The following is a 26,133-nucleotide window of genomic DNA, read 5'->3' as shown; positions in this document are numbered from 1 at the left end:
TCTCTATGAAAGCGGGTAGTTTCCCCTTAAACCCTTTTTTATCCCACTTCCGGCAGCATCCCGGCTGCAATCAATACCTGCACCAGAATAATCACCACCCCACAGCCAAACACAACGCACAGCAGCGGTTTTCCTCCCGCCACGCGATATCCCTGCTGAGGATGCTGCTGGCGGCTCTTCCACGCCAGCAGGGAAGGGAGCAGCAGGGCCAGGATAGAGAGCGCCACCCCTGCGTAGCCCAGCGCCATCACAAACCCGCGTGGGTAAAACAGCGCAAAAGCGAGCGGCGGCAGGAAGGTGATGGCACCCGTCTGCAACCGTCCGGCCGCGGTATTGCGACGCTGGAACAGGTCGGCCAGATAATCAAACAGGCCGAGCGCCACGCCCAGGAACGAGGTTGCCAGCGCCAGGTCGGCAAACAGGTGTACCGCCAGCTCCACGTGCGGGGAGGTGACGACCTCGCGCAGCGCCAGCAAAAAACCGTTCAGGCCAGCGTGTTGCGCCATCAGCCCAATAAAGGTTGAAGAGTCAATGCTGCCCAGCGTCACCAGCTGCCAGAAAATATAGGCGATCAGCGGGATCGCGCTGCCGATAACAAAGACGCGGCGCAGCTTGCGGATATCGCCGTTCATATAGCTGACGATACTTGGCACGCTGCCGTGGAAGCCAAACGAGGTGAAAATGACCGGGATAGCGGAGAGCGCCAGCCCTTTTTCCAGCGGCAGCGTCAGCAGGTTGACCTTGTGCACGTGCGGCGCCAGCAGCACCAGCATGACGATCAGGAAGAGAATTTTGGCGCTGAACAGAAAGCGGTTAAACAGATCGACCAGCGATGTCCCCACGCAGACCACGCCGCCGCCGATGAGCGCAAAGAAGATAGCCCCCGTCGCCGGAGTAATGTCAGAGCCAAACCAGTCGTTGACGCTGGAGGCGATGAGTTCCCCGGCGCCGCTGATATAGGCGGCGGTCAGGGCGTACATCAGGAACATCATGCTAAAGCCGGTTATCCACTGGCCGTAGCGTCCCAGATAGCGCGCCGCAAGCGAACCCAGACCGGTGTCTGCGGGCACGTGCTGGTAAACCTCAAGCAGAAGCAGGGCGGTGTAACACATCAGCGCCCAGAGCGTACCCAGCAGCAGCAGGGTCATGCCAAATCCCACGCCCGCGGCAGCCAGGGGCATTGCCAGCATTCCTGCGCCAATCGTCGTTCCGGCGACGATAAAAATACTTCCCAGGGTTCTGTTTCTCACGCTTTCCTCTACAACGATGCTTAACCGCGACAAAATCTGCGGCGCAGAGTAAGGGAAAAGCCGTAACTCGTCAAATCACCGTTACAAGTAGTGTAATGAATTATTTACGAACTGCTTGCGCTCTGACCCTTTTTAGGCGCAGGCCTACTTCATAAGGGCAATGTTGCCAGGCGACATTCCGGCGTAACGTAAACAATAAATATAAATTATCAAATTAAGTGAGGGTTTTATGGCTGGGGCGAATCCATTCACCGCGGCATGGAGCCGGGGAGGCAACCTGTTGTGCCATGGCCACTGGATAATCAGCTGGCAGAACCAGCCCCTGATACTTCCCGAGTCCCGCCGTGAAAAGGATATGGGCACCTGGGCAATCTATTCGGTTATCGATCCTGAAGACGAAACCTTTGCGCAAGGCTTACAGGAAGATGAGTGGATCGTTGAGAATGTCGACTGGTTAACGGATATGTTCTTCGAGGTGGGGATTCCGCTGGAGACGTCCAGCTACCGCTATTTTTACCAGGCGGTGAATCCTCATGACTGGCGCTGCACCAGCTGCGCCGGGTGTATGTAAATTAACGCGGTGCCGGAAACCAGCACCGCGCTAAAATTAATTCTGCGTATCGAGAGTGGAAAGTTCTTTATCAATAAAGTAAAGACCTTCGCCGGATTTACCCACCAGAGATAATTTATCCAGCACGGATTTAAACAGCTTCTCTTCTTCATGTTGTTCAGCGACGTACCACTGCAGGAAATTAAAGGTTGGGTAATCCTGGCTGGTCATTGCGGCATGAACCAGTTCGTTAATTTTCTGCGTGATCAGCTGCTCGTGCTCGTAGGTGGCGCGGAACAGTTCATCGAGAGAATTATACTCAGCGAAAGGTGATGTCACGGTTTCAATGCGCGGCAGGCTGCCCGTATCCGTAAGATAATCAAAAAGACGCTGCATGTGGGTCATCTCTTCCTGAGCGTGACGACGCAGAAACGCGGCCGCACCTTCGAAGCTGTGGTAGCTGCACCAGGCGCTCATCTGCTGGTAGAGCAGGGATGAAAAAAGCTCAAGGTTCATTTGTGCGTTGAGCTTGTCGATCATTTCAGTTTTCAGCATGGTGACGCTCCGGATTATTATTTCTGGTTCACATTGAGCGACACTATAATTTGTTATTTAATTATTTGCAAAACGTAAAATTTTTATTTTATTTATTTAAAATACGAATGGGAATAAAACGCATTGGCGATTTTTATAATTTATTAATGAGAATTGTTTTTGTTCGTAATGAAATATACTGCCAGCAAACGCTGGCAGGGTTGATTAATACCAGGGGTTATTTGACTTAGGGTTAACGGCGTAACCCATACATTTATACTGGATAGTCACGCTCTCGTTCAGGCACAAAGAGCCGCTCGTCAGGGTGCAGGTTTTGATGGGCTGACCATAGGCTGAGGCGGTGGCATACCCCATGCTCTGACACGCTTTTGCCGCCGTGCCGTTATTCACATACTCATCGGAATACGCATTTTGCAGCGCTGCCTGGCCGTAATCGAGGCGGACGATGCCGTTCGGCGCGTCGAGGCTGCTGACTTCAGCCTGGCGGTTGATACTACACCCCGCGAGCAGCAGGATTGTGCCGGCTACAATGACTCTTTTCATGGTTCGCTCTGAGTGGATGGAAATATCTTATCGTACCCGCAGATGCCCGCTGCAATGCCTGGAATAGCCGGACAATCTGCCCTCACTCTTCGCAACGGGTCAGAGGGGAGTGCTATCAGGACAACCTCTTATAAAAATGTGATGAGAATCACAAAATGATTGATTTTTGTGATAATGGTCATATTATAAGCACGTTGACAATAAAGTTGTATAACAAGTTAATGGAGCATCATCGTGAAACTGCGCAAAATCCTGAAAAGCATGTGGGCCAATTACTGCCGCACGTTCAAAGACGTGCCGCCAGGCGCCATGTTCTGATTAAAAAAACCTGCTTCGGCGGGTTTTTTTGTACCTGCAGGCGACGAAGGGAAGATGTCAGGGGGCGTGTTTTGCTACTATGGCGGCCTTTAAATAAGGAGAAAACCCATGTCACAAAACCTGAGCGCCGATCAGGAACTGGTCTCTGACGTTGTCGCCTGTCAGCTGGTTATCAAACAAATCCTTGATGTTCTGGACGTGATTGCGCCGGTTGAAGTGCGCGAGAAGATGTCTACGCAGCTGAAAAACATCGATTTCGCCAGCCATCCTGCTGCCGCTGACCCGGTTACGCTTCGTGCGATCCAGAAAGCTATCGCGCTGATTGAGCTGCGATTCACGCCGCAGGGTGAGTCCCACTAAAGCAGGGGTAGGGGCGACGGCACGTGTCGCCCTTTGAAGCGGTTAAAAGAACGTCTGGACCAGCAGGTAGCTCGCCGCGCACGCGCAGCTTACCCCAATCAGCCCTGGCAGAATAAAGCTGTGGTTGATGATAAATTTGCCGATGCGGGTGGTGCCTGAACGGTCAAAGCCGATGCAGGCCAAATCACTGGGATAGGTCGGCAGGACAAAATAGCCGTAGGACGCCGGGAAAAAGGCGATCAGCATTTTCGGGTCGATGCCGAGCATGAGGCCCATTGGCGCAACGGCCGTCAGCGCAGCCGCCTGGCTGTTCACCAGTTTTGACACCAGAAACAGCACAATGGCATACGTCCACGGGTGGCTCTTCACCACGCCTTCCAGCGCCAGCTTTAACTCGTCGAGATGCGCCTGAAAAAAGGTATCGCTCATCCACGCCACGCCGAACACCGAGAAGATCGCGACCATACCGGCCTTGAACACCGCGCCGTTGGAAATGGCCGACGCATTAACCTTACAGGCCATCAGCATCACGGCGCCCGCAATTAACATCATCATCTGAATGACAAGGTTCATCGACAGCGCCGTCATTTTGCCTTTCACCTCAAAGGCGGGGCGCAGTTCCGGGAATGCCCCCAGCAAAACGACCACGGCAATACCGGCAAAGAAAATCCACGTGGACCAGTAGGCCTGTTTAGGGAAACGCTGATTCATTAACGTCTCCGTACCGCCGTAGATAAACTCGCGCTGCTTAGGGTCTTTCAGCTTTTCCTGAAACTCTATGTCATCAGCCAAATCTTTCCCACGGCGTAAACTCCACAGGGCCGCAATGGCCACGCCGAAAAGCGAAGCGGGAACCGACACGGCGAGAATTTCCAGGATCCCCCACGCGTGGCCGATCCCATGCTGGGCCGCCAGGATAGACACCAGCGACACAACGGCAACGGAAACGGGGGAAGCCGTAATCGCCATCTGTGATGCCACCGAGGCCACGGCCATGGGGCGCTCGGGGCGGATCCCTTTTTTCAGGGCGATATCCGCAATGATGGGGAACATGGTGTAGACCACATGCCCGGTGCCGCACAGAAAGGTCAGCATCCAGGTGGTGAAAGGGGCGAGCAGGGTGATGTGCTGCGGGTGTTTGCGCAGCAGACGTTCGGCAAACTGCATCATGACGTTGAGGCCGCCCGCAGTCTGCAGCGTAGCCGCACAGCCAATCACCGCAAGGATGGTCAGCATAACGTCAACCGGCGGTTTACCCGGTTGCAGACCAAAGACAAAACATAAAATAAAAAGACCAATACCGCTGATTAACCCAAGCCCCATACCGCCGAAACGCGTACCCGTCAGCAGGCAGAGGAGAATGACAACAAACTCAATGGTGATCATGATGCTCCCTCGTCAATGAATATGTAACTAAATAAATCATCACACGTTGTGTGGTTAATCATTGGGAGCCAGATCTGATTTGTTAAATTTCAGCAAAAGCAGAAGGTTGGAGATGGGAGGGGGGCCTGCTCCCCGGGACGGAAGCAGGCCAAAACTCAGTGGTGCTGGACCGCCACAATGTCGAGCAGATGACGGTCGGTTTGCTCAGGACATAAACCCGCCTGCTGCGCATTATGGATCTCATCCGCCAGCGTCTTCAGCAGCATGCCATCCTGCTGCTGCTCTTTGTCCATATCGCGTAAGAATTTGAGCGTCGTAATATCCTGCTGCGCTTTGGCTTCATCGGCAAGTTTGCTGAGCGTGCTGCAGCGTTGCTCGTACTCTTCAAGCGTTTTCTGAAACAGTTCTTCCAGGCAGGAGTAGTTTTCGTTGATCCCATCAAGGGCTTTAACGACAGGATTTGCCCCTGCGGCTTTCAGGAAGTTAAAGACACGCATCATGTGGGTGACGTTACTTTGCGCCTGAGAGCGAAAGAATGTGGCAGACCCCGTAAGACTATTCTCGGCACACCACGCGCTTAAGTGAAGGTGCAGATTCGAGGCGTAGAACTCAAGGTTCATCTGCGCGTTAAGTTTTTGCATCATCGTTTGGGTAGCCATACTCATATCCTTATTGACTGTGGGACGTGATGTCCGTTGCGTAACCTGAGCGCCAGGCAAATACGAAGAGAAGAGCAGAAATAGACATTCTGCCGTGACCGAAGTCGACCGAAATTCACTTCCTGTGTTCGATATAAATAAGCATACCCTTGTATTGGGTCTAAGAAAACTCTTAATCAGACTATATTTACCATACATTACAAAGTTTAATATAGTACAGAAATACAATTAGCTCGCCATGAATTGAATGTGGCTTAATGGCCTAATAATTAACGGTTTTTATCTTGAGGGCACACTGTTACTCTTTCGAAAATATTAAGTTGGAATATTACTCCGGGAAAAGGAAAAATACGGATTAATCATTTCGAATATATGATGTGTCAATAAAATTGCGCTAAATCAAATTCTGCGGAATAACGTTTTTTCAGGTGCGTTGTACATTCGTGATGAAAAACATGTTGAACCCCTTAACGCCAGGTGCCGTTTTGTCCGCTGAGAGGCATCAGGGATATCTTGGCTAATCTTATGGATAATTCTGCTTAACCCTCTTCTATTTGTCTGACAAATTCTGCCTTTTTTATGTCATTTTTCGCTGAATTTATGTACGCAATTACTGTAATTCTGCGGTGTGATGGGGCTCTCTTATGGATGATTAATTTCCCGCTAAAACTATCACCAGCAATAACGCTTATGACGAGGTAAGCGCTAATGCCTTGTTTTAAGTCCGATTAAATAAGAAGCACGCACTTATTCCCTACAGAAAAGCTTGCTAAAGCTGGAGTTTACCATGCACAAATTTACTAAAGCGCTGGCGGCCATCGGTCTGGCTGCCGTTATGTCACAATCCGCTATCGCTGAGAATTTAAAACTCGGTTTTTTGGTAAAACAGCCCGAAGAGCCCTGGTTCCAGACTGAGTGGAAATTCGCAGATAAAGCCGGGAAAGATTTAGGTTTTGAAGTCATTAAAATCGCCGTGCCTGACGGCGAAAAAACCCTGAACGCCATCGACAGCCTGGCGGCCAGCGGTGCAAAAGGTTTCGTTATCTGTACTCCGGATCCAAAGCTGGGGTCGGCAATCGCGGCGAAAGCGCGCGGTTACGATATGAAGGTCATCGCGGTTGACGATCAGTTCGTTAACGCCAAAGGCAAGCCGATGGACACCGTCCCGCTGGTCATGATGGCGGCGACCAAAATCGGCGAACGCCAGGGCCAGGAACTCTATAAAGAGATGCAAAAGCGCGGCTGGGATGTCAAAGAGACCGCGGTGATGGCTATCACGGCTGACGAGCTGGACACCGCCCGTCGTCGTACTACCGGTTCAATGGATGCGCTGAAAGCGGCCGGCTTCCCGGAAAAACAGATCTATAAAGTCCCAACCAAATCCAACGATATCCCGGGCGCTTTCGACGCCGCGAACTCTATGCTGGTCCAGCATCCGGAGGTCAAACACTGGCTGGTGGTCGGCATGAACGACAACACCGTGCTGGGCGGGGTGCGCGCGACGGAAGGCCAGGGCTTCAAAGCGCCTGACGTGATCGGGATTGGCATCAACGGCGTTGACGCCGTCAGCGAGCTGTCCAAAGCGCAGGCTACCGGCTTCTACGGTTCTCTGCTGCCGAGCCCGGACGTTCACGGCTACAAATCCAGTGAGATGCTCTACAACTGGGTAACCAAAGGGGCCGAACCGCCGAAATTTACCGAAGTGACCGACGTGGTGCTGATTACCCGCGACAACTTCAAAGAGGAGCTGGCGAAAAAAGGGCTGGGCGGTAAGTAATACGCTGTGATTGTGCCCCTCATGCATCGTGAGGGGCCAGACGTACACACTACAGGAATCACGGAGACGTTATGCGACAGTCTGATCCGTATCTCTCTTTTCGCGGCATCGGGAAAACTTTCCCCGGTGTTAACGCGCTGACCGATATCAGCTTCGACTGCTATGCCGGCCAGGTTCACGCCCTGATGGGGGAAAACGGCGCGGGGAAATCCACGCTGTTGAAGATCCTCAGCGGCAACTACGCGCCTACGACCGGCACGCTGGCCATTCGCGGCGAAGAGGTGGCGTTTGCCGATACCACGGCGGCGCTCAATGCCGGGGTGGCGATCATCTATCAGGAGCTGCACCTCATTCCCGAGATGACCGTGGCGGAAAACATCTATTTAGGACAGCTCCCGCACAAAGGCGGCGTGGTAAATCGTTCGCTACTTAATTATGAAGCGGGGCTGCAGCTTAAACACCTGGGTCTGGATGTCGATCCCCAGACGCCGCTGAAATATCTCTCCATCGGCCAGTGGCAGATGGTTGAAATTGCCAAGGCGCTGGCGCGTAACGCCAGAATTATCGCCTTCGATGAGCCCACCAGTTCGCTCTCTGCGCGTGAAATTGAAAATCTGTTCCGCGTGATCCGCGAATTGCGTCAGGAAGGCCGTACGATTTTGTATGTCTCGCACCGCATGGAAGAGATATTTGCCCTGAGCGACGCCATCACCGTCTTTAAAGACGGGCGCTATGTCCGCACTTTTACCGACATGCAGCAGGTTAACCATGACCAGCTTGTTCAGGCGATGGTCGGACGCGAGCTGGGTGATATTTATCACTGGCAGCCGCGTCAGTACGGCCCTGAACGCCTGCGTCTGGACAGCGTCAAAGCGCCGGGCGTGCGCACGCCGATTTCGTTATCCGTGCGCAGCGGCGAAATTGTCGGCCTGTTTGGTCTGGTGGGGGCGGGGCGCAGTGAATTAATGAAAGGCCTGTTCGGGGGTACCCGAATTACCGATGGGCAGGTTTCTATTGATGGCGAACGGGTCGATATCCAGAAACCGGCCCACGCGATCAGGGCGGGCATGATGCTCTGCCCGGAAGACCGTAAAGCCGAGGGGATTATTCCGGTGCATTCGGTACGCGACAACATCAATATTTCCGCTCGCCGCAAGTTTATTCGCGCAGGCTGCCTGATAAACGATGGCTGGGAGTCGAGCAACGCCGACCACCATATTCGCTCGCTGAATATTAAAACGCCGGGACCGGAACAGCTGATCATGAATCTGTCAGGCGGAAACCAGCAGAAGGCGATTTTAGGCCGCTGGCTGTCGGAAGATATGAAGGTCATTTTGCTCGACGAGCCGACGCGCGGTATCGATGTGGGGGCAAAACACGAGATTTATAACGTGATCTATGAGCTGGCAAAACGCGGCGTGGCGGTGCTCTTCGCCTCCAGCGATCTGCCGGAGGTGCTTGGCGTGGCCGACCGCATTGTGGTGATGCGTGAAGGCGAAATTGCCGGTGAATTACTTCATGAACAGGCGAATGAACAACAGGCGTTGAACCTCGCCATGCCTAAAGTCAGCCAGGCTGTCGCCTGAGTAAGGAGTTAATGATGTCCTCTGTTACTACATCCGGAGCGCCGAAGTCGAAGTCGGCGCTGAGTTTTGGACGTATCTGGGATCAGTACGGCATGCTGGTGGTCTTTGCCGCACTGTTCCTCGCCTGCGCGATCTTTGTTCCTAACTTTGCCACCTTCATTAATATGAAGGGGCTGGGGCTGGCCATTTCCATGTCCGGGATGGTGGCCTGCGGGATGCTGTTCTGCCTGGCCTCCGGCGATTTTGACCTGTCGGTAGCGTCGGTGATTGCCTGTGCGGGCGTCACGACGGCAGTGGTGATCAACATGACGGAGAGCCTGTGGATTGGCGTTCTCGCCGGTCTGCTACTCGGTGTCATCAGCGGTCTGGTGAACGGGTTTGTTATCGCACGCCTGAAGATTAACGCCCTGATTACCACGCTTGCGACGATGCAAATTGTCCGCGGGCTGGCCTATATCATCTCCGACGGTAAAGCGGTGGGGATTGAAGACGAGCGCTTCTTTACCCTGGGTTACGCCAACTGGCTGGGTCTGCCTGCGCCAATCTGGCTGACCGTGGCCTGCCTGATCCTGTTCGGCTTCCTGCTCAACCGGACCACCTTTGGCCGCAATACGCTGGCGATTGGCGGTAACGAAGAGGCCGCTCGTCTGGCCGGGGTGCCGGTGGTGCGAACCAAGATTATTATCTTTGTGCTCTCGGGGCTGGTTTCTGCCGCCGCGGGAATTATTCTTGCGTCGCGCATGACCAGCGGCCAGCCGATGACCTCTATTGGTTACGAACTGATCGTCATTTCGGCCTGCGTTTTAGGTGGCGTTTCCCTCAAGGGCGGCATCGGAAAAATCTCATATGTGGTGGCCGGTATCCTGATTTTAGGGACGGTGGAGAACGCCATGAACCTGCTGAACATTTCGCCGTTCTCGCAGTACGTGGTTCGTGGTCTGATCCTGCTGGCAGCGGTGATTTTCGACCGTTACAAGCAAAAAGCGAAGCGTACCCTGTAACCCTTTTTCCCGTCTTTTATTGCTCAACTTATAACCATAGTTGACCCCTTAACCGCCCCGCCAGTTTTACTGGCGGGGCGGTTGTCAAATGGCGAGCGACGTCACACTGTCTATACTTACATGGCTATGAAAGAGGTAAAGGCGTTTACCTCTCATAAACCGTAAGGAGGAAAAGGGTGGCTGACATGTTAACCGCACCGCCTGTACTGCCCGGACACTATGCTTTCTTTTTCGATCTCGACGGCACGCTCGCCGGGATAAAACCGCACCCTGACCAGGTGTCTATTCCGGATGCGGTGTTACAGGATTTGCATCAGCTCTCGCTCATGAACGAGGGAGCACTGGCATTGATATCAGGGCGCTCAATGGCCGAGCTGGATACGCTCGCCAGTCCTTACCACTTTCCGCTGGCCGGTGTACACGGAGCGGAGCGCCGCGACATCCATGATCACACGCATATCGTTTCACTCCCTGACGCACTCACGCAAACGCTCCAGAAGCAGCTTTCTGCTGCGCTGGAAGCGCTGCCTGGCACCGAGCTGGAAGCCAAAGGCATGGCCTTTGCCCTGCATTATCGTCAGGCGCCGCAGCATGAGGAGGCCGTACTGGCGCTGGCTCAAACGGTTGCGGATGCCCATCCACAGCTGGCATTGCAGCCCGGCAAATGCGTCGTAGAGTTAAAACCGAAAGGGATTAATAAAGGCGCGGCCATCGCCGCGTTTATGGCGTCGCCGCCTTTCAAAGGGCGAACGCCCGTTTTCATTGGGGATGACCTGACCGACGAGGCCGGGTTTCGCGTGGTGAATCAGGCCGGAGGGATCGCCGTCAAGGTGGGGCCTGGTGACACGGTTGCCGAATGGCGACTGGCGGATGTCGCCAGCGTCTGGCAGTGGATATCTGACATCGCTAACCAGCAACAACAACAAATAGCGCAAAGCAAAGGGGGAAACCATTATGGGTCGCTTAGTCGTCGTCTCTAACCGAATCGCACCGCCTGACGATAAAAAAGCCAGCGCGGGTGGCCTGGCGGTAGGGGTGTTAGGTGCCTTAAAAGCCGCTGGCGGGCTGTGGTTTGGCTGGAGTGGAGAAATCAGTGAAGAAGAGAAACCGCTCAAAAAGGTGACGCGCGGAAACATTACGTGGGCTTCATTTGCATTGAAAGAGAAAGACTATGATGAGTATTACTCGCAGTTCTCAAATGCCGTCCTGTGGCCTGCGTTCCACTATCGTCTTGACCTGGTCAAATTCCAGCGTGAATCCTTCGAAGGCTACTCGCGCGTAAATGCGCTGCTGGCGGATAAACTGCTGCCATTAATAGAGGAAGACGATATTTTATGGATCCACGATTATCACCTGTTGCCCTTCGCGAGAGAGCTGCGAAAGAGGGGGGTGAATAACCGGATTGGCTTCTTCCTGCACATTCCTTTCCCGACGCCGGAAATTTTTACCGCGCTGCCGCCGCATGAAGAGCTGCTGGAGGCGCTGTGCGATTACGATTTGCTGGGCTTCCAGACCGAAAATGACCGCCTCGCGTTCCTTGACTCCGTGTCTGGCAAAGCGCGTCTGGTGACCAAAGGCGGGAAAACCCATACGGCGTGGGGAAAAACCTTCCACACTGAGGTCTATCCAATAGGGATTGAACCTGACGAAATCGCGGAGCAGGCTTCCGGGCCGCTGCCGCCGAAGCTGGCGCAGCTTAAGAATGAACTCAAGCACGTGAAAAATATCTTCTCGGTTGAGCGCCTTGATTATTCCAAAGGGCTGCCGGAACGCTTCCTGGCGTATGAAACGCTGCTGGATAAATACCCGCAGCATCACGGGAAAATTCGCTATACCCAGATTGCGCCGACGTCGCGCGGTGAGGTTCAGGCCTATCAGGATATTCGTCATCAGCTGGAGACAGAAGCAGGCCGCATTAATGGCCGCTACGGCCAGCTGGGCTGGACGCCGCTGTTTTACCTGAATCAGCATTTTGACCGTAAGATCCTGATGAAGGTCTTCCGCTATGCGGACGTTGGGTTGGTCACGCCGCTGCGTGACGGGATGAACCTGGTGGCGAAAGAGTATGTGGCGGCCCAGGATCCTGCCGACCCGGGTGTTCTGGTGCTTTCCCAGTTTGCCGGAGCCGCAAATGAGCTCACGTCGGCGCTCATCGTTAACCCTTACGACAGGGATGACGTGGCGAACGCGCTGAATCGCGCCCTGACAATGCCGCTCACGGAACGTATTTCCCGCCATGCTGACATGATGGAGACGATCCGGAAGAACGATATTAACCACTGGCAGGCGCGTTTTATTCAGGATCTCCGGAATATCGCTCCGCAAAGCCATGAAGGCGATCTGCAAAAAAAGATCGCGACCTTCCCTAAACTCGCCTGATTTACTGCTGGGGGGCTAATGCCCCCCAAGCGGCACTAACAGCACATCGACCTGGCTCGACGCGACAATAGATTTCGCCGCGCAGGCTGCCCGCGATAAAAAGCTGTGGTTATGGTTCCCGCAAATCACTAAATCTATATTTTGTCTGCGACACATATCGAGAATATGGGCGTTAAGTTCCCCGGTCGCAATAACAGTTTCATAAACAGGATATTGTGCCTTTTCCACTAATTCGCGCAGAAATTGCTGCGTTTCTTCCTGCAGAACCTCGCGAATATCCTCCAGCATGGGTGCGGCCAGCTGATTATACATTTCCGGCTCAGCGGCGAGCGTGATGAGGCTGATGCGGGCATTGTGGGGTCTGGCAATGGAAACTGCCCGGGCGACAAGCTGATGGCTTTCGGGGGAAACTGCAACGGAAACAAGAAGATGGGAGTAACTCATGGCGCACTCCTTTGATGTCTGAAAGACAGCGTTTAACCACCTTTACCGCGAAATCTCCGGTTCTGCAAGAGCAGATTACGACATTAGTGTGAAGCTTATCATAATTATTCATTAATTATTCTTATAAGAAGAATAACTGAAAAACGCGCCTAAATGAAAAAAATTAACAACTTAACGTAAATCACACAAATTCACGCCTTGACTGTTAAATCGTTTTGACCCGTTACAAACTCATTTCGAATGATCACGTCCTGAAACATCTTTTTTGTGCTACCTGCATAACTATATGTTTTTTCACGGTAAGAAAAATGTTTCCAGGAGAGGGGCCTGATGTAAATGTTTCCGCGCGGCGCTTACGGTATGAAAAGCACGTTGCATGCCAGTTCGGATCACCCTTCTGCATGAGTATTCGTCAATTAAGAATACAAAACAGTACCGATTGGCTAAATATTGAACAAATTACAAGTCATACTGATGGATTTATGGGTCATATTCACTTAAATTGTGTGACGTGGATCACATTTTTTTTAAATTTGAGGGTGGCTGGATTGTATGTGTCAAAACTGACGAGTAGAGTTTGCGTCGAATTAGGAAAAATCTTAGTTATTTGTAAGAAATGATAAATCATGTAAGAGACGCATTCGCGGTTTCTCTCTTACGGTTTCAGTGAATACAAACCTAAATTCAACTATGCATTTAGCCTTTTCTTTTTTATACCGGGTGATTTCCCGGCGACATCACGGGGTGCGGTCTTTCCGCATAAAAATAATAGTTGGTTATTCGGGATGGGAACAATGCATACATCCGAGTTGCTAAAACATATCTATGACATCAATTTGTCGTATTTACTGCTCGCGCAGCGTTTGATTAGTCAGGACAAGGCGTCCGCGATGTTTCGTCTGGGTATTAACGAAGAAATGGCAACCATGCTGGGCGGCTTAACCCTCCCGCAGATGGTTAAACTGGCTGAAACGAATCAACTGGTTTGCCAGTTCCGTTTCGATGATTCACAGACAATAACGCGTCTGACGCAGGAATCCCGTGTGGACGATCTTCAACAGATCCATACCGGTATTCTTCTTTCCACTCGCTTGCTTAACGAAATCAGCCAGCCTGATGACGTAGCCCGTAAGAAAAGGGCCTAGCAATGAGCGAGAAAAGCATTGTTCAGGAAGCGCGTGACATACAGTTGGCCATGGAGCTGATTACACTGGGTGCTCGTTTACAAATGCTGGAAAGCGAGACTCAGCTGAGCCGTGGTCGTCTCATCAAACTGTACAAAGAGTTACGTGGTAGTCCCCCGCCGAAAGGCATGCTGCCGTTTTCTACCGACTGGTTTATGACGTGGGAGCAGAATATTCATGCTTCCATGTTCTGTAATGCCTGGCAGTATCTTCTCAAAACCGGTTTGTGTAGCGGCGTTGACGCCGTGATCAAAGCGTACAAACTTTACCTTGAACAATGCCCACAGCAGGAAGAAGGCCCTCTGCTGGCGCTGACCCGCGCATGGACGCTGGTGCGTTTTGTTGAGAGCGGAATGCTTGAACTGTCGCGCTGCAACTGCTGCGACGGCAATTTTATTACCCATGCTCATCAACCTGCAGGCAGCTTCGCCTGTAGTTTATGTCAGCCTCCATCCCGCGCAGTAAAAAGACGTAAACTTTCCCGGGATGCTGCCGATATTATTCCACAACTGCTGGATGAACAGATCGAACAAGCTGTTTAACCCGAACGTGTGGGAAAGATTCCAGCAGCGGTAAGCAATTACCGCTGCTTTTTTTTACCCCGCAAACGGTAAACGCTGCGAGCTGGACGTCCTTGCCATAGTCACTAGCGGAAGGATGATGTCGTGCTTATCTTATTAGGTTACCTGGTAGTTCTCGGTACAGTTTTCGGCGGTTACATGATGACCGGCGGGCACCTTGGAGCACTCTATCAACCGGCTGAACTTATTATCATCGGCGGTGCAGGGGTAGGGGCTTTTATCGTTGGTAACAACGGTAAATCGATCAAGGGCACGCTGAAAGCGATTCCGTTGCTGTTCCGTCGCTCGAAATACACCAAAAGCATGTATATGGATCTGCTGGCACTGCTCTATCGCCTGATGGCGAAGTCGCGTCAGCAGGGCATGTTCTCGCTTGAACGGGATATTGAAAACCCGAAAGAGAGCGAAATTTTTGCCAGCTATCCGCGAATTCTTGCTGATGCCATGATGCTGGATTTCATCGTCGACTATCTGCGACTCATCATCAGCGGCAACATGAACACCTTCGAAATCGAAGCGCTGATGGACGAAGAGATCGAAACCCACGAAAGCGAATCTGAAGTGCCGGCCAACAGCCTGGCGCTGGTCGGCGACTCGCTTCCGGCATTCGGTATCGTTGCCGCGGTAATGGGCGTGGTTCACGCCCTGGCCTCGGCAGACCGTCCGGCAGCCGAGCTGGGCGCGCTGATTGCCCACGCGATGGTGGGGACTTTCCTCGGTATTTTGCTGGCGTACGGCTTCATCTCTCCGCTGGCGAGCGTTCTGCGCCAGAAGAGCGCGGAAACCACCAAAATGATGCAGTGCGTGAAGATCACGCTGCTCTCTAACCTCAACGGTTACGCGCCACCGATCGCGGTTGAGTTTGGCCGTAAAACGCTTTACTCCAGCGAGCGTCCGTCGTTTATCGAGCTTGAAGAACACGTGCGTGCGGTGAAAAACCCAAACCAACAGACGACAACTGAGGACGCATGAAAAACCAGTCCCATCCGATCGTCATCGTAAAAAAACGCAAGCACAAGGGCGGCGGGCATGGCGCACACGGCTCGTGGAAAATTGCGTACGCCGACTTTATGACCGCAATGATGGCGTTCTTTCTGGTGATGTGGCTGATCTCCATCTCCAGCCCAAAAGAACTGATCCAGATTGCCGAATATTTCCGAACGCCGCTGGCAACGGCGGTGGCCGGTGGGCCGCGTATCTCTAACAGCGAAAGCCCGATCCCGGGCGGCGGCGATGATTACACCCAGCAGAAGGGTGAGGTGAAAAAAGAGCCGAACATCGACGAGCTGAAAAGAAAGATGGAGCAGGCGCGTCTGAAGAAACTGCGGGGCGATCTCGATCAGCTTATTGAAGCGGATCCGAAGCTGCGCGCGCTGCGCCCGCATCTGAAGATCGACCTGGTGCAGGAAGGGCTGCGTATTCAGATTATCGACAGCCAGAACCGCCCAATGTTTAAAACCGGGAGTGCGGAAGTCGAACCGTACATGCGCGATATTCTGCGTGCCATTGCACCGGTGCTGAACGGCATTCCTAACCGAATCAGCCTGTCAGGACACACGGATGATTTCCCGTATGCCAGTGGGGAAAAGGGATACAGCAACTGGGAGCTTTCTGCCGATCGTGCCAACGCCTCGCGTCGCGAGCTGGTGGTAGGTGGGCTTGATGATGGCAAGGTACTGCGCGTAGTCGGCATGGCCGCAACCATGCGCGTTTCCGACCGCGGGCCGGATGATGCCATCAACCGTCGTATCAGTCTTTTAGTGCTGAACCAGCAGGCGGAGCAGGCCATCCTGCATGAAAACGCCGAAAGTCAGAATGAGTCACTGGACGATTTAAAACAGCCTGGGGCCGTTCCTTCGGCTGCCGTTCCAACATCGCCACCAGCCAATCCGAGGTGATAGCGTGAGCATGGATATTAGCGATTTTTACCAGACATTCTTTGATGAAGCCGACGAATTGTTGGCCGATATGGAGCAACACTTGCTCGATTTGGTGCCCGAAGCACCGGACTCCGAGCAGCTCAATGCCATCTTCCGTGCGGCGCACTCTATTAAAGGCGGAGCCGGAACGTTTGGATTTACCATCCTGCAGGAAACGACCCATTTAATGGAAAACCTGCTTGATGAAGCACGACGCGGTGAGATGCAGCTCAATACCGACATTATCAACCTGTTTTTGGAAACCAAAGATATTATGCAGGAACAGCTCGACGCCTATAAAAGTTCGGCAGAGCCTGATGCCGCCAGCTTTGAATACATCTGCAATGCGCTGCGCCAGCTCGCCCTGGAAGCAAAAGGTGAGGTCGCTGCAGCCGTTGTCCCTGCGGCGAAACTGAGCGTTGTCGATGCGGTTGCTGCCGACGAGGCCGCGCCAGCCGCTGCACAAGCGGGCAAACTGCGCGTTGTGCTGTCACGTCTCAAAGAGAGTGAAGTTAACCTGCTGGAAGAAGAGCTGGGTAACCTGGCGAAGTTAAGCAACGTGGTAAAAGGCAAAGACAGCCTTGCCGCGACGCTTGATGACGGTATTGGCCAGGACGATATCGTGGCGGTACTGTGCTTTGTGATTGAAGCTGACCAGATCGCCTTCGAAACCGAAACGCCCGCGGTTGACGCCCCTGCCGCTGCGGAAGAGGTGGCCGTTGTCGCTCAGGCCGCCGCACCGGCTGTGGCTCCTGCGGCTCCGGCGCTGAAGGCAGTGCCAAAAGAGGCCGCGGCACCTGGCCGCGGTGAGAAACCTGCCGCGCGCTCCAGCGAGTCAACCAGCATCCGCGTTGCGGTTGAGAAGGTCGACCAGCTGATTAACCTGGTGGGCGAACTGGTGATCACCCAGTCGATGCTGGCTCAGCGTTCTAACGAACTGGACCCGGTTACCCACGGCGATCTGATCACCAGCATGGGTCAGCTGCAGCGTAACGCCCGCGACCTGCAGGAATCGGTCATGTCCATCCGTATGATGCCGATGGAATATGTCTTCAGCCGCTTCCCGCGTCTGGTTCGCGACCTTGCCAGCAAGCTGAATAAACAGATTGAACTGACCCTGATGGGCAGCTCAACCGAACTGGATAAGAGCCTGATCGAGCGCATTATCGACCCGTTAACGCACCTGGTGCGTAACAGCCTCGACCACGGTATTGAACTGCCGGAAAACCGCATCGCCGCCGGAAAATCGCCGGTCGGCAACCTGATCCTCTCTGCGGAACACCAGGGCGGGAATATCTGCATCGAAGTGACCGATGATGGCGCGGGTCTTAACCGCGAGCGCATCCTGGCAAAAGCGATTTCGCAGGGGATGGCGGTCAATGAAAACATGACCGACGAAGAGGTGGGCATGCTGATCTTCGCGCCGGGCTTCTCTACCGCGGAGCAGGTGACCGACGTGTCCGGACGCGGCGTGGGCATGGACGTGGTGAAACGTAACATCCAGGAGATGGGCGGCCACGTTGAGATCCAGTCTAAACAGGGTTCCGGCACCACCATTCGCATCCTGCTGCCGCTGACGCTGGCGATCCTCGACGGCATGTCAGTCAAAGTGGCGGACGAAGTCTTTATCCTGCCGCTAAACGCCGTAATGGAATCCCTGCAGCCGCGTGAAGAAGATCTGCATCCGCTGGCGGGCGGCGAGCGCGTCCTCGAAGTGCGCGGTGAGTACCTGCCGCTGGTTGAGCTGTGGAAAGTGTTCGAAGTGGACGGGGCGAAGACAGAGGCCACGCAGGGCATCGTTGTGATCCTGCAAAGCGCGGGCCGTCGCTACGCGCTGCTGGTCGATCAGCTGATTGGTCAGCACCAGGTGGTAGTGAAGAACCTCGAAAGCAACTACCGCAAAGTGCCGGGTATTTCTGCCGCCACCATTCTGGGTGATGGTAGCGTGGCGCTGATCGTCGATGTGTCGGCGCTTCAGGGATTAAATCGTGAACAACGTGTGGCGTACACAGCCGCCTGATTAAGTAGAAGGTAATAACATGACCGGTATGAGTAATGTAACGAAACTGGCGGGCGAGCCATCAGGGCAGGAATTCCTGGTATTCACTTTAGGCGATGAGGAGTACGGCATCGATATCCTGAAAGTGCAGGAAATCCGTGGTTACGACCAGGTTACCCGCATCGCTAACACGCCTGCTTTTATTAAAGGTGTCACCAACCTGCGTGGCGTCATTGTGCCAATCGTGGACCTGCGCGTGAAGTTCAGCCAGGGCGACGTTGACTACGACGACAACACCGTGGTGATCGTTCTGAATCTGGGGCAGCGCGTGGTAGGTATCGTGGTGGACGGCGTATCTGATGTGCTTTCCCTGACCTCTGACCAAATTCGTCCTGCGCCGGAGTTTGCGGTCACGCTGTCGACCGAATACCTGACCGGCCTGGGCGCGCTCGGCGAGCGTATGCTGATTCTGGTGAACATCGAGAAGCTGCTGAACAGCGATGAGATGGCGCTGCTGGATATCGCCGCGAGTCACGTAGCGTAGGTAAATGCAAAACGGCAACCCAGGTTGCCGTTTTTTGTGTTTGCTTCCTCTCCCTGTGGGAGAGGGCAGGGGTGAGGGCATCAGGCCTCACCCTTTTTTTCACCTTACGCTTCCTGCTTTACCAGCTCAGCTTCAGCTTCCGCTTCCCGCGCGCCTTCATTCTGCGACAGCATCGCGGTCGCAATACCATTCCCCAGCACGTTAATTGCGGAACGGCCCATGTCCAGGAAGTGGTCGATCCCCATCAGCAGCAGAATACCCGCCACCGGAATATTAAAGCTCGGAATGGTTGCTGCCAGCACCACCAGTGAAGAACGCGGTACGCCGGCAATCCCTTTCGACGCCAGCATCAGGGTCAGCATCAGCACCGTCACTTCAGAGAAGCTCAGGTGAATGTTGTACGCCTGAGCGATAAACATCGAGGCGAAAGAGCAGTACACCATCGAACCCACCAGGTTGAAGGAGTAGCCAATCGGCAGAACGAAAGAGGCGATGTTGCGCGAACAGCCAAAGCGCTCCAGCTGCTCCAGCGTTTTCGGGTAGGCGGCTTCAGAGCTGCTGGTGGTAAAGGCCACCAGGACCGGATCCTTCAGCATGCTGACCAGGCGAAACACCTCTTTTTTCAGCACCATGTAGCCCACGGCCAGCAGCACCATGCAGGTAAGAAGAATGGCAACATAGTAGCCGCCAATAAAGGAGGCGTAGTTCAGCAGAATGCCCAGACCCTGCGTGGCAATGACGGATGAAATCGCCGCGAAAATGGCCAGCGGAGCAACGTACATCACGTAACCCGTTACCTTCAGCATGATATGGGAAACCACATCCAGCGCGGCCACCAGCGGCGCGTTGAATTTCTGCCCCAGCGACGCGCCGCCGATGCCGAAGAACATCGAGAACACCACAATCTGCAGGATCTCATTGTTCGACATCGCCCCCGCGATGCTGGTCGGAATGGTATGCGACAGGAATGCTTTCAGCGTCATGCCGCCCACGGCCAGGCCGGTATCCACCGCTTCTGTCGGGACCGTCAGGTTCAGACCGCTTCCCGGATGCTCCAGCGTGACGATGAACAGGCCAACCAAAATAGAGAGCACGGATGAGCTGATAAACCACACCATCGCTTTGCCGCCAACGCGGCCAATGGTGGAGGTTTCCCCCAGCTTCATAATGCCGACGGTGAGCGTGCTGAAGACCAACGGTGCAATGACCATTTTGATCAGACGGAGGAAAATATCGGTCAGAAGGGTAATATTATCCGACCAGGCTTTGATGGCATCCGCAGATGCGTACTCATGAATTGCTGCCCCTGAAAGAATACCCGCCAGCATGAATATCACGATGAAGAGTGTGAGTTTGTTTGCACTTGCCACGAAAAAAGACCCTCTATGCGCTTCAGATGTAGCCCGCGTCGATACATATAAATTTTTTATTACGATGCGGGAAATTATTCGGCACATAAATTGACGCAAAGTGTAGGGGGATACAACTCCTTTTTAATTTTTATTAATTTTGTTGCTAATGCGCTGACGATATATTGTGATCGTCGTCACACTTTAATGGATATATTCTCCCCGAATAGAATAAAATCGCTGCCTGAATTAATTTAAATTTCTGTTATTTATAAGAAAATTGAGTCAATAAGACATATGCCTTATGCGTTAACGGGCTGGTGGTCGAAGCGATATCCATAAACTAAATTCTCAATAACCCCCTCAGAGGAACGTTAAGCGGGGCTAACATCTTGAACGACAAAAATAAAATGTGGCAAGGGAACGGAGACGTCTTCTGGAGGGTGGTAAATGAAAAGAAAACTTCTTTTGATCTGCGCAGGCACCTTACTGGCTGCGACAACGGCCCATCAGGCGCTGGCCGTCACCAGCAGCGGCACCATCGGTGCAACGCTGACGCTGACAAACGGGTGTCTGATAAACGGCTCGCCCGCGCAGAGTGGTATTAACTTCGGTACGCTCGATTTCGGTACCCATCCGGCAACCTTTTCCACGCTTACGACGCAGCTGAGCGGCGCCAGCGGCGGAAACACCTTCACCATTCAATGTACGACCGCCAGCTATACGGTCGCGATCACCGGTAATACCCACTCCACCGCGCCCGGCTCGGTTGTCGGTTCGCCGGGCACGCCTGAACGCTATCTGGTGAATACGGCCAACGCGGCACAGGGCGTGGCTTACAGCCTGTACAGCGACAGCGGGTTTAACACCGTGATTGCCAATAACGCCGCGCTGCCGATCGCGTCTACGGCCGGAGGGGTGGACAGTTACACCCTCTACGGACGGATTACCGGCGGCGGTAACAGCGTGACGGTCGTTCCGGGAACCTACACCGACACGATTAACGTCAGCGTCACCTACTAGTCCCGAACCGCCATGAAGGCATCTCTCACAGGTCTGCGCAAACGCGCAGAGGGACGCGTGCAGCCTTTTTTCGCGCTGATCGTCGGATTGCTCACGATGCCCACGGCGGATGCGGTGACATCCCAGTCGTTTAAGGTCAGCGCGACGATTGTCCCGGGATGCGCGGTGGCCACCGGTAGCGGAGGGCTTCTCGGTACGCTGGATTTTGGCAGCCATAACGGCGTCGAGAGCGCGCCGGTGAGCACCAGCTTTGTGCCAAACGGGGCGTTGTCTATTGCCTGTACGCCAGGCGTGGCGCTGAGCATGAGCATTAATGGCGGTCAAAATTATTCATCCGTTCGCCGCATGAAGCGCGCGAACGGCGTCGATATGGTGCCATACCGGCTCTACAGCAGCAGCTCGCTGGCCGCGAACAGCGAAATTGGCGTCAACCAGGCGATAGCGGTGACCTATACCAACAGCAATAATATCGCGCTGCCGCTTTTTGGCGTGGCGCTACTGACCGGGTTTAGCCCGGCGGGAACCTATTCCGATCAGCTCACCGTGACCTTGTCATGGTAATAAAGGGAGAGTGTTGATGAAGCCATTTTTCAGACCGGTTTGTCTGGCGGGCGCGTTGGGAATGGCGGTTGCTGGCCAGGCGCAGGCGGCGGCCACCCTCCTGCTCTGGCCCATCGATCCCTGGCTTGCTGCAGACGCCAACGCCACGGAACTGTGGATCCAGAATCAGGGAAACAGCGCCACGACGATGCAGGTTCGCATCGTGCGCTGGAAGCAGGAGGACGGACACGAGCGCTATACCGCGCAGCAGGACGTGGTCGCCAGCCCGCCCATCGTCACGATTGGCACAGGCAACAAGCAGCTTATTCGCCTTATCAAACAGGCTTCAGTTCCCGCAGGGGTCGAACAGGCCTATCGTATTATCGTCGATGAAATTCCCCAGCCAGATGCCAAAGCCGAACCCGCCATCGGTCTGAAATTGCAGATGCGTTACTCCATCCCTCTGTTCGTATATGGACAGGGGATCCCGACCATCAAAGAGGGCGCGCATCACGCGCTGGCGGAGACCCAAAACCTGAGCTGGCGGGTGACGCAGGCGGAGGGGAAGCCTGCGCTGGAGGTCAAAAATCGGGGTGATGTTCACGTCAGGCTGAGCCAGGTGGCGCTGGAGCAGGGCGGTCAGAAACGCACGGTGGCGGAGGGATTGCTGGGTTACGTCCTGCCGGGCAGCACCCGCAGCTGGCCTATACCCGCTGGCGTTCGTCAGCCAGAGCGGATGAGCGCGCAGATTAATGCCAGGGACGAACAATGGCAGTCGACGCCCGTCAACTGAAGCCGGCGATGATGATACTGCTATGCGTCAGTTCAGCGACCCTGGCCGGGCCCGGCGACGACAGTTTACCGCCGCCTCCCCAGGCACAGGCGATAAATGATGAAGCGGTTTTCCAGCTGGCCATCGTGGTCAATCACTACGATACCGGCCTGGTCGTGCCCGTGACGCAGCGTAAAGGCGCTTTCTTTATCTCCAGCGCCGATTTGCTGCGCGCGGGTCTGCCCCCGGCGCACGTTCCCACCGGCGAGGTAAATCTCTCCTCGCTTGCTCAGGTTCGGGTGGAGTACGACAGCGCCGCGCAGCGCCTGCTGCTTAACGTTCCCCGCGACTGGGTGACGGCCCGCGTGACGCCTTTCAGCGCGCAAGCGGCGCAGGCCAAACCGCACTACGGGCGCGGGGCGCTGCTGAATTACGATCTCTACACCAACCACACGGAACATATCGGTGGTCAGGCGTCGATCTGGCATGAGTTCCGCTACTTCAACGAAAACGGCTCGTTTTCCTCGACCGGTTACGCGCGGGAAAATTTCACCGGTAACGACGGACAGCAGGAAGGGTATGTCCGCTATGACACGACCCTGCTGTTCACCAACGAAGATGACGCGATGAGCTGGAGCGCCGGGGACGTGATCAGCGATGCCCTGAGCTGGAGCTCCAGCGTGCGGATGGGGGGGATAAGCGTCGGGCGGGATTTTTCCCTGCGTCCTGACCTGGTGACATGGCCGCTGCCCGAGTTCGCGGGGGAAGCCGCGGTACCCACCTCGGTCGATCTTTTTATCAACGGCTATCGCTCCGGCTCAACCCAGCTTCAGCCGGGCCCCTTCACCCTGACTAATCTGCCCTATATCAACGGCGCCGGGGATGCGGTGCTGGTCACGACGGATGCGCTGGGGCGCCAGGTAAGCACCACGCTACCGTTTTACGTCACCAGCGACCTGCTCAAGCAAGGGCTGAGCGACGGCGCCGTGACGCTCGGCAGCCTACGGCGTAATTACGGTATCAAGAATTTTGACTACGGTCCGGCAGCCGGCAGCGGCTCGTATCGCTACGGGATGACGGACTGGCTAACACTCGAGGGCCACGTGGAAGGGGCGCAGGAGCTGGCGCTGGGCGGCGCGGGGACAGTGATAAAACTCGGCCAGTTTGGCGTGGTGAATACCTCTTACTCGCAAAGCCGCATGCGCGGTGATGCGGGCGGGCAAATCAACTGGGGTTACCAGTACAGTACCAGCGAGTTTAGCGTCGCCACCCAGCACACGCGTCGCGACCGAGGCTTTGGCAATTTGGCCCTTTACGATCAGCCGACGGTGTATGACGAAAACGATAAGCCCATCGCCAGCTTTAGCCGTAATACGGACCAGTATTCGCTGACCTTCAATCTGGGACGGTACGGCAATATCGGTGCGGCCTGGATAGGCGTGGAGAGTTTTGACAGCCAAAAAACCGAGCTGCTCAATCTCTCCTGGAGCCGAAACCTGTGGGGAGCGAGCAGTATTTACCTGGCCGGCAGCCGGGATCGGCAGCGGGGAGACTGGACGGTCGCGCTGTCGCTGCAGGTGCCGCTGGGGGCGCGCGACAGCGCTGCCGTCACCGTTGAAAACACCCCGGATGCAGGCAGTACCCAGCGCATTAACTACAACCACTCCATGCCTTCTGACGGTGGGTTCAGCTGGAACATGGCCTGGGCCAACCAGTCAAGATCCAGTGATTATCAACAGGGTACGCTGGGCTGGCGCAATAACAACATCGAGCTGCAGGGCGGCGGCTATGGCGAAAGGGATACCATGACCTGGTGGGGCGAGGCGATGGGCGCCGTTGTGCTGATGGACGGCGAGCTGTTCGCGGCGAATAAGATCAACGATGCGTTTGTGGTCATCAGTACCGATGGCCACCCGGACGTGCCCGTCAGCTATGAGAACCAGCCCGTCGGTAAAACCAATAACAACGGCTACCTGCTGGTCAGCGGGGTGTCGGCGTATTACCCGGCAAGCTACCGGATTGATACTTTGAATCTGCCGGCGGATACCCGTCTGAAAGAGACCGAGCGGCGGATCGCGATTCGGCGCCACAGCGGCTATCTGGTCGATTTCCCGATGGAGCAGGAACGGGTGGCCAGCGTTATTCTGCATGACGCGCGCGGGAAGGCGTTGCCGGTGGGAAGCCAGGTTCGACGCGCCTCGCGCAGCAATGCGGTGGTGGGGTATGACGGCATCGCCTGGCTGGAAAATCTCAGCGATGTGAACCCGCTGGAGGTGATCGCACCTGACGGGAGGCGCTGTAAGACTACCCTGACCGTGGGGGCCAATCCGGAGCACAAGCTGAAAACCTACGGGCCGCTGGTTTGCCGGGAGGAGCCATGACGCGCCTGCTGCTATTCATCCTGCTGCTGTTCTCCGGCGGCGGCTGGGCGGCGTGTACCGTCAGTACGGTTAATGCGTCGTTTGGCAGCGTCACCTCGTTCGCGCTTAGCGGAACCGGAGAAGTTCAAACCACCGGCACGCTGGTAGTGGCCTGCGATGCCGTACTGAATCTGCTGACCAGCGACTCGGTAACGCTGACCTACACCGCGGCATCGGTTTCGGGCAGCAGCCGGGCCACGATGAAACGCACGGATAATGCGGCCATCACCGACGTGATCCCCACCCGGCTGTGCGGGTTATCGGGATGCGCGAGCAGCAGCGAGGTACAGATAAGTAAATCATATACCTGGAGCGGGAGTACCCTGCTGGGGTTGCTGGGGTCAAAGCAGTACAACATTCCGCTCTATTTCCGCACCGTCGCCGGGCAAAACGTCACTGCCGGGCCATATCAGGTGCAGTTAACCTTCAGCATTAACTACAGCGTCTGCTCCGTGGGCGCGCTTGGCATTTGCACAATCAATCAGACGGGAACCGCGACAACCACCATCCTGCTGGATATGACCGTTACCAACGACTGCAGCGCCATGACCACGCCAGATGTGAACTTCAACAGCGCGCCGCTGGTGCAAAGTTTCCCCACTGTCTCGCAGGCGATTGCCGTCACCTGTACCAAAGGAAGTTCGTATACCATCGGCATTAATAACGGTGCCAACGCGCTGAACAACGTGCGGCGGATGGTGAGCGGCAGCAACGCCATGAGCTACGACATCTATAAGGAAGCCACCGGTAACCGCTGGGGCGGCAGCGGCAGCGAGCGCTGGTCCAGCGCGGTATCGTCCCAGGTCAGTACCGACGGTTTACTGCGCACCTACAACTACACCGCGAAAGTCCTGACCAATCAGGCCACGCCGCCCGCCGGAACCTACACCGACACGCTGATTGTCGACGTGGCGTTTTAACCCCGCGCTTTTCCCTTTCGCAAATGTAAAGTTCCTGTGGGCTGTGCCGATAACACCGTTAATAAATCTATGAG

The 26,133-nt window shown here is 54.8% G+C and carries 26 protein-coding genes; 19 read left to right on the top strand and 7 right to left on the bottom strand.

The features are described from left to right. Positions 1 to 38 precede the first annotated feature (38 nt). A complete protein-coding gene (tyrP, locus tag NWV12_RS13765; RefSeq protein ID WP_048979950.1) occupies positions 39 to 1,250 on the bottom strand; it encodes a tyrosine transporter TyrP in 1,212 nt (403 codons plus the stop codon). 229 nt (positions 1,251 to 1,479) lie between these two features. On the opposite strand from tyrP, the gene NWV12_RS13760 reads away from it, so the two are divergent. Continuing rightward, on the top strand, positions 1,480 to 1,821 hold the full coding sequence (locus NWV12_RS13760; protein WP_033145882.1) for a hypothetical protein: 342 nt from the start codon (positions 1,480 to 1,482) through the stop codon (positions 1,819 to 1,821). A 36-nt stretch (positions 1,822 to 1,857) separates the two neighbouring features. Here the strand turns inward: NWV12_RS13760 and ftnA are convergent, their stop codons facing one another. After that, the gene (ftnA, locus tag NWV12_RS13755) at positions 1,858 to 2,355 is read right to left on the bottom strand and encodes a non-heme ferritin (RefSeq protein WP_023336146.1); all 498 of its coding nucleotides are present in this window, start codon (positions 2,353 to 2,355) and stop codon (positions 1,858 to 1,860) included. Positions 2,356 to 2,559: 204 nt separating this feature from the next. After that, entirely contained in the window at positions 2,560 to 2,898 is a 339-nt protein-coding gene (gene yecR / locus NWV12_RS13750; RefSeq protein ID WP_023336145.1) for a YecR family lipoprotein, read from the bottom strand. Positions 2,899 to 3,132: 234 nt separating this feature from the next. Here yecR and azuC point away from each other — a divergent pair, with 234 nt between their 5' ends. After that, positions 3,133 to 3,216, top strand: coding sequence for a stress response protein AzuC (azuC, locus tag NWV12_RS13745; protein ID WP_014884364.1), 84 nt, complete (start codon positions 3,133 to 3,135; stop codon positions 3,214 to 3,216). A 108-nt stretch (positions 3,217 to 3,324) separates the two neighbouring features. After that, complete coding sequence (locus tag NWV12_RS13740; protein WP_008500405.1) at positions 3,325 to 3,576, top strand: DUF2766 family protein; 252 nt, start codon at positions 3,325 to 3,327, stop codon at positions 3,574 to 3,576. Between the two features lie 42 nt (positions 3,577 to 3,618). Here NWV12_RS13740 and NWV12_RS13735 read toward each other — a convergent pair whose 3' ends face one another. Then, a complete protein-coding gene (locus NWV12_RS13735) occupies positions 3,619 to 4,962 on the bottom strand; it encodes an anaerobic C4-dicarboxylate transporter (RefSeq protein WP_023312271.1) in 1,344 nt (447 codons plus the stop codon). 155 nt (positions 4,963 to 5,117) lie between these two features. Next, positions 5,118 to 5,621, bottom strand: coding sequence for a non-heme ferritin-like protein (locus NWV12_RS13730; RefSeq protein WP_023312270.1), 504 nt, complete (start codon positions 5,619 to 5,621; stop codon positions 5,118 to 5,120). Positions 5,622 to 6,408: 787 nt separating this feature from the next. Between NWV12_RS13730 and araF the strand changes: the two genes are divergently transcribed. The 5 genes from araF (at position 6,409) to otsA (ending at position 12,364) form a co-directional block, all read left to right on the top strand. Then, positions 6,409 to 7,398: an arabinose ABC transporter substrate-binding protein AraF gene (gene araF / locus NWV12_RS13725; RefSeq protein ID WP_003859687.1), complete on the top strand. Its 990-nt coding sequence runs from the start codon at positions 6,409 to 6,411 to the stop codon at positions 7,396 to 7,398. A 71-nt stretch (positions 7,399 to 7,469) separates the two neighbouring features. After that, complete coding sequence (gene araG, locus NWV12_RS13720) at positions 7,470 to 8,984, top strand: L-arabinose ABC transporter ATP-binding protein AraG (protein WP_029742192.1); 1,515 nt, start codon at positions 7,470 to 7,472, stop codon at positions 8,982 to 8,984. A gap of 14 nt (positions 8,985 to 8,998) precedes the next feature. Beyond that, positions 8,999 to 9,985, top strand: coding sequence for an L-arabinose ABC transporter permease AraH (gene araH / locus NWV12_RS13715; RefSeq protein ID WP_029742191.1), 987 nt, complete (start codon positions 8,999 to 9,001; stop codon positions 9,983 to 9,985). A gap of 176 nt (positions 9,986 to 10,161) precedes the next feature. Next, a complete protein-coding gene (gene otsB, locus NWV12_RS13710; RefSeq protein ID WP_033145880.1) occupies positions 10,162 to 10,965 on the top strand; it encodes a trehalose-phosphatase in 804 nt (267 codons plus the stop codon). After that, complete coding sequence (gene otsA / locus NWV12_RS13705) at positions 10,940 to 12,364, top strand: alpha,alpha-trehalose-phosphate synthase (protein ID WP_048979948.1); 1,425 nt, start codon at positions 10,940 to 10,942, stop codon at positions 12,362 to 12,364. Before otsB ends, otsA begins: the two co-directional genes overlap by 26 nt. A 15-nt stretch (positions 12,365 to 12,379) precedes the next feature. Here the strand turns inward: otsA and uspC are convergent, their stop codons facing one another. After that, positions 12,380 to 12,808 (bottom strand): universal stress protein UspC, encoded by a 429-nt coding sequence (gene uspC, locus NWV12_RS13700; RefSeq protein WP_033145878.1) that lies wholly within the window; start codon positions 12,806 to 12,808, stop codon positions 12,380 to 12,382. 794 nt (positions 12,809 to 13,602) lie between these two features. Between uspC and flhD the strand changes: the two genes are divergently transcribed. The 6 genes from flhD (at position 13,603) to cheW (ending at position 19,035) form a co-directional block, all read left to right on the top strand. After that, positions 13,603 to 13,953, top strand: a complete 351-nt coding sequence (gene flhD / locus NWV12_RS13695) for a flagellar transcriptional regulator FlhD (protein WP_008500415.1) — start codon at positions 13,603 to 13,605, stop codon at positions 13,951 to 13,953. Positions 13,954 to 13,955: 2 nt separating this feature from the next. Beyond that, positions 13,956 to 14,534: a flagellar transcriptional regulator FlhC gene (gene flhC / locus NWV12_RS13690; protein WP_013096051.1), complete on the top strand. Its 579-nt coding sequence runs from the start codon at positions 13,956 to 13,958 to the stop codon at positions 14,532 to 14,534. A gap of 123 nt (positions 14,535 to 14,657) precedes the next feature. Then, a complete protein-coding gene (gene motA, locus NWV12_RS13685; protein WP_008500417.1) occupies positions 14,658 to 15,545 on the top strand; it encodes a flagellar motor stator protein MotA in 888 nt (295 codons plus the stop codon). Next, complete coding sequence (gene motB / locus NWV12_RS13680; RefSeq protein WP_032658606.1) at positions 15,542 to 16,471, top strand: flagellar motor protein MotB; 930 nt, start codon at positions 15,542 to 15,544, stop codon at positions 16,469 to 16,471. Before motA ends, motB begins: the two co-directional genes overlap by 4 nt. A gap of 4 nt (positions 16,472 to 16,475) precedes the next feature. Further along, positions 16,476 to 18,512, top strand: a complete 2,037-nt coding sequence (gene cheA / locus NWV12_RS13675) for a chemotaxis protein CheA (protein ID WP_048979946.1) — start codon at positions 16,476 to 16,478, stop codon at positions 18,510 to 18,512. 19 nt (positions 18,513 to 18,531) lie between these two features. After that, positions 18,532 to 19,035, top strand: coding sequence for a chemotaxis protein CheW (gene cheW / locus NWV12_RS13670; protein ID WP_023312262.1), 504 nt, complete (start codon positions 18,532 to 18,534; stop codon positions 19,033 to 19,035). A 104-nt stretch (positions 19,036 to 19,139) separates the two neighbouring features. Here cheW and NWV12_RS13665 read toward each other — a convergent pair whose 3' ends face one another. Further along, positions 19,140 to 20,405, bottom strand: a complete 1,266-nt coding sequence (locus NWV12_RS13665; RefSeq protein WP_033145875.1) for a dicarboxylate/amino acid:cation symporter — start codon at positions 20,403 to 20,405, stop codon at positions 19,140 to 19,142. 429 nt (positions 20,406 to 20,834) lie between these two features. On the opposite strand from NWV12_RS13665, the gene NWV12_RS13660 reads away from it, so the two are divergent. From NWV12_RS13660 to NWV12_RS13640, 5 genes are read left to right on the top strand one after another with little or no spacing between them, the layout of a single operon-like run. Further along, entirely contained in the window at positions 20,835 to 21,407 is a 573-nt protein-coding gene (locus NWV12_RS13660) for a spore coat protein U domain-containing protein (RefSeq protein WP_023312260.1), read from the top strand. 12 nt (positions 21,408 to 21,419) lie between these two features. Further along, positions 21,420 to 21,968, top strand: coding sequence for a spore coat U domain-containing protein (locus NWV12_RS13655; protein ID WP_039263671.1), 549 nt, complete (start codon positions 21,420 to 21,422; stop codon positions 21,966 to 21,968). 16 nt (positions 21,969 to 21,984) lie between these two features. Beyond that, the gene (locus NWV12_RS13650; protein ID WP_048979944.1) at positions 21,985 to 22,740 is read left to right on the top strand and encodes a molecular chaperone; all 756 of its coding nucleotides are present in this window, start codon (positions 21,985 to 21,987) and stop codon (positions 22,738 to 22,740) included. After that, on the top strand, positions 22,716 to 25,100 hold the full coding sequence (locus tag NWV12_RS13645; RefSeq protein WP_048979942.1) for a fimbria/pilus outer membrane usher protein: 2,385 nt from the start codon (positions 22,716 to 22,718) through the stop codon (positions 25,098 to 25,100). Before NWV12_RS13650 ends, NWV12_RS13645 begins: the two co-directional genes overlap by 25 nt. Continuing rightward, complete coding sequence (locus NWV12_RS13640; RefSeq protein WP_033145871.1) at positions 25,097 to 26,059, top strand: spore coat U domain-containing protein; 963 nt, start codon at positions 25,097 to 25,099, stop codon at positions 26,057 to 26,059. Before NWV12_RS13645 ends, NWV12_RS13640 begins: the two co-directional genes overlap by 4 nt. The last annotated feature ends 74 nt before the right edge of the window (positions 26,060 to 26,133 follow it).

The sequence above is a fragment of the Enterobacter sp. Crenshaw genome (genome assembly GCF_024734705.1).
GTDB classification, from domain to species: Bacteria; Pseudomonadota; Gammaproteobacteria; order Enterobacterales; family Enterobacteriaceae; genus Enterobacter; species Enterobacter asburiae_B.
This window is presented reverse-complemented; position numbering and strand designations above follow the sequence as displayed.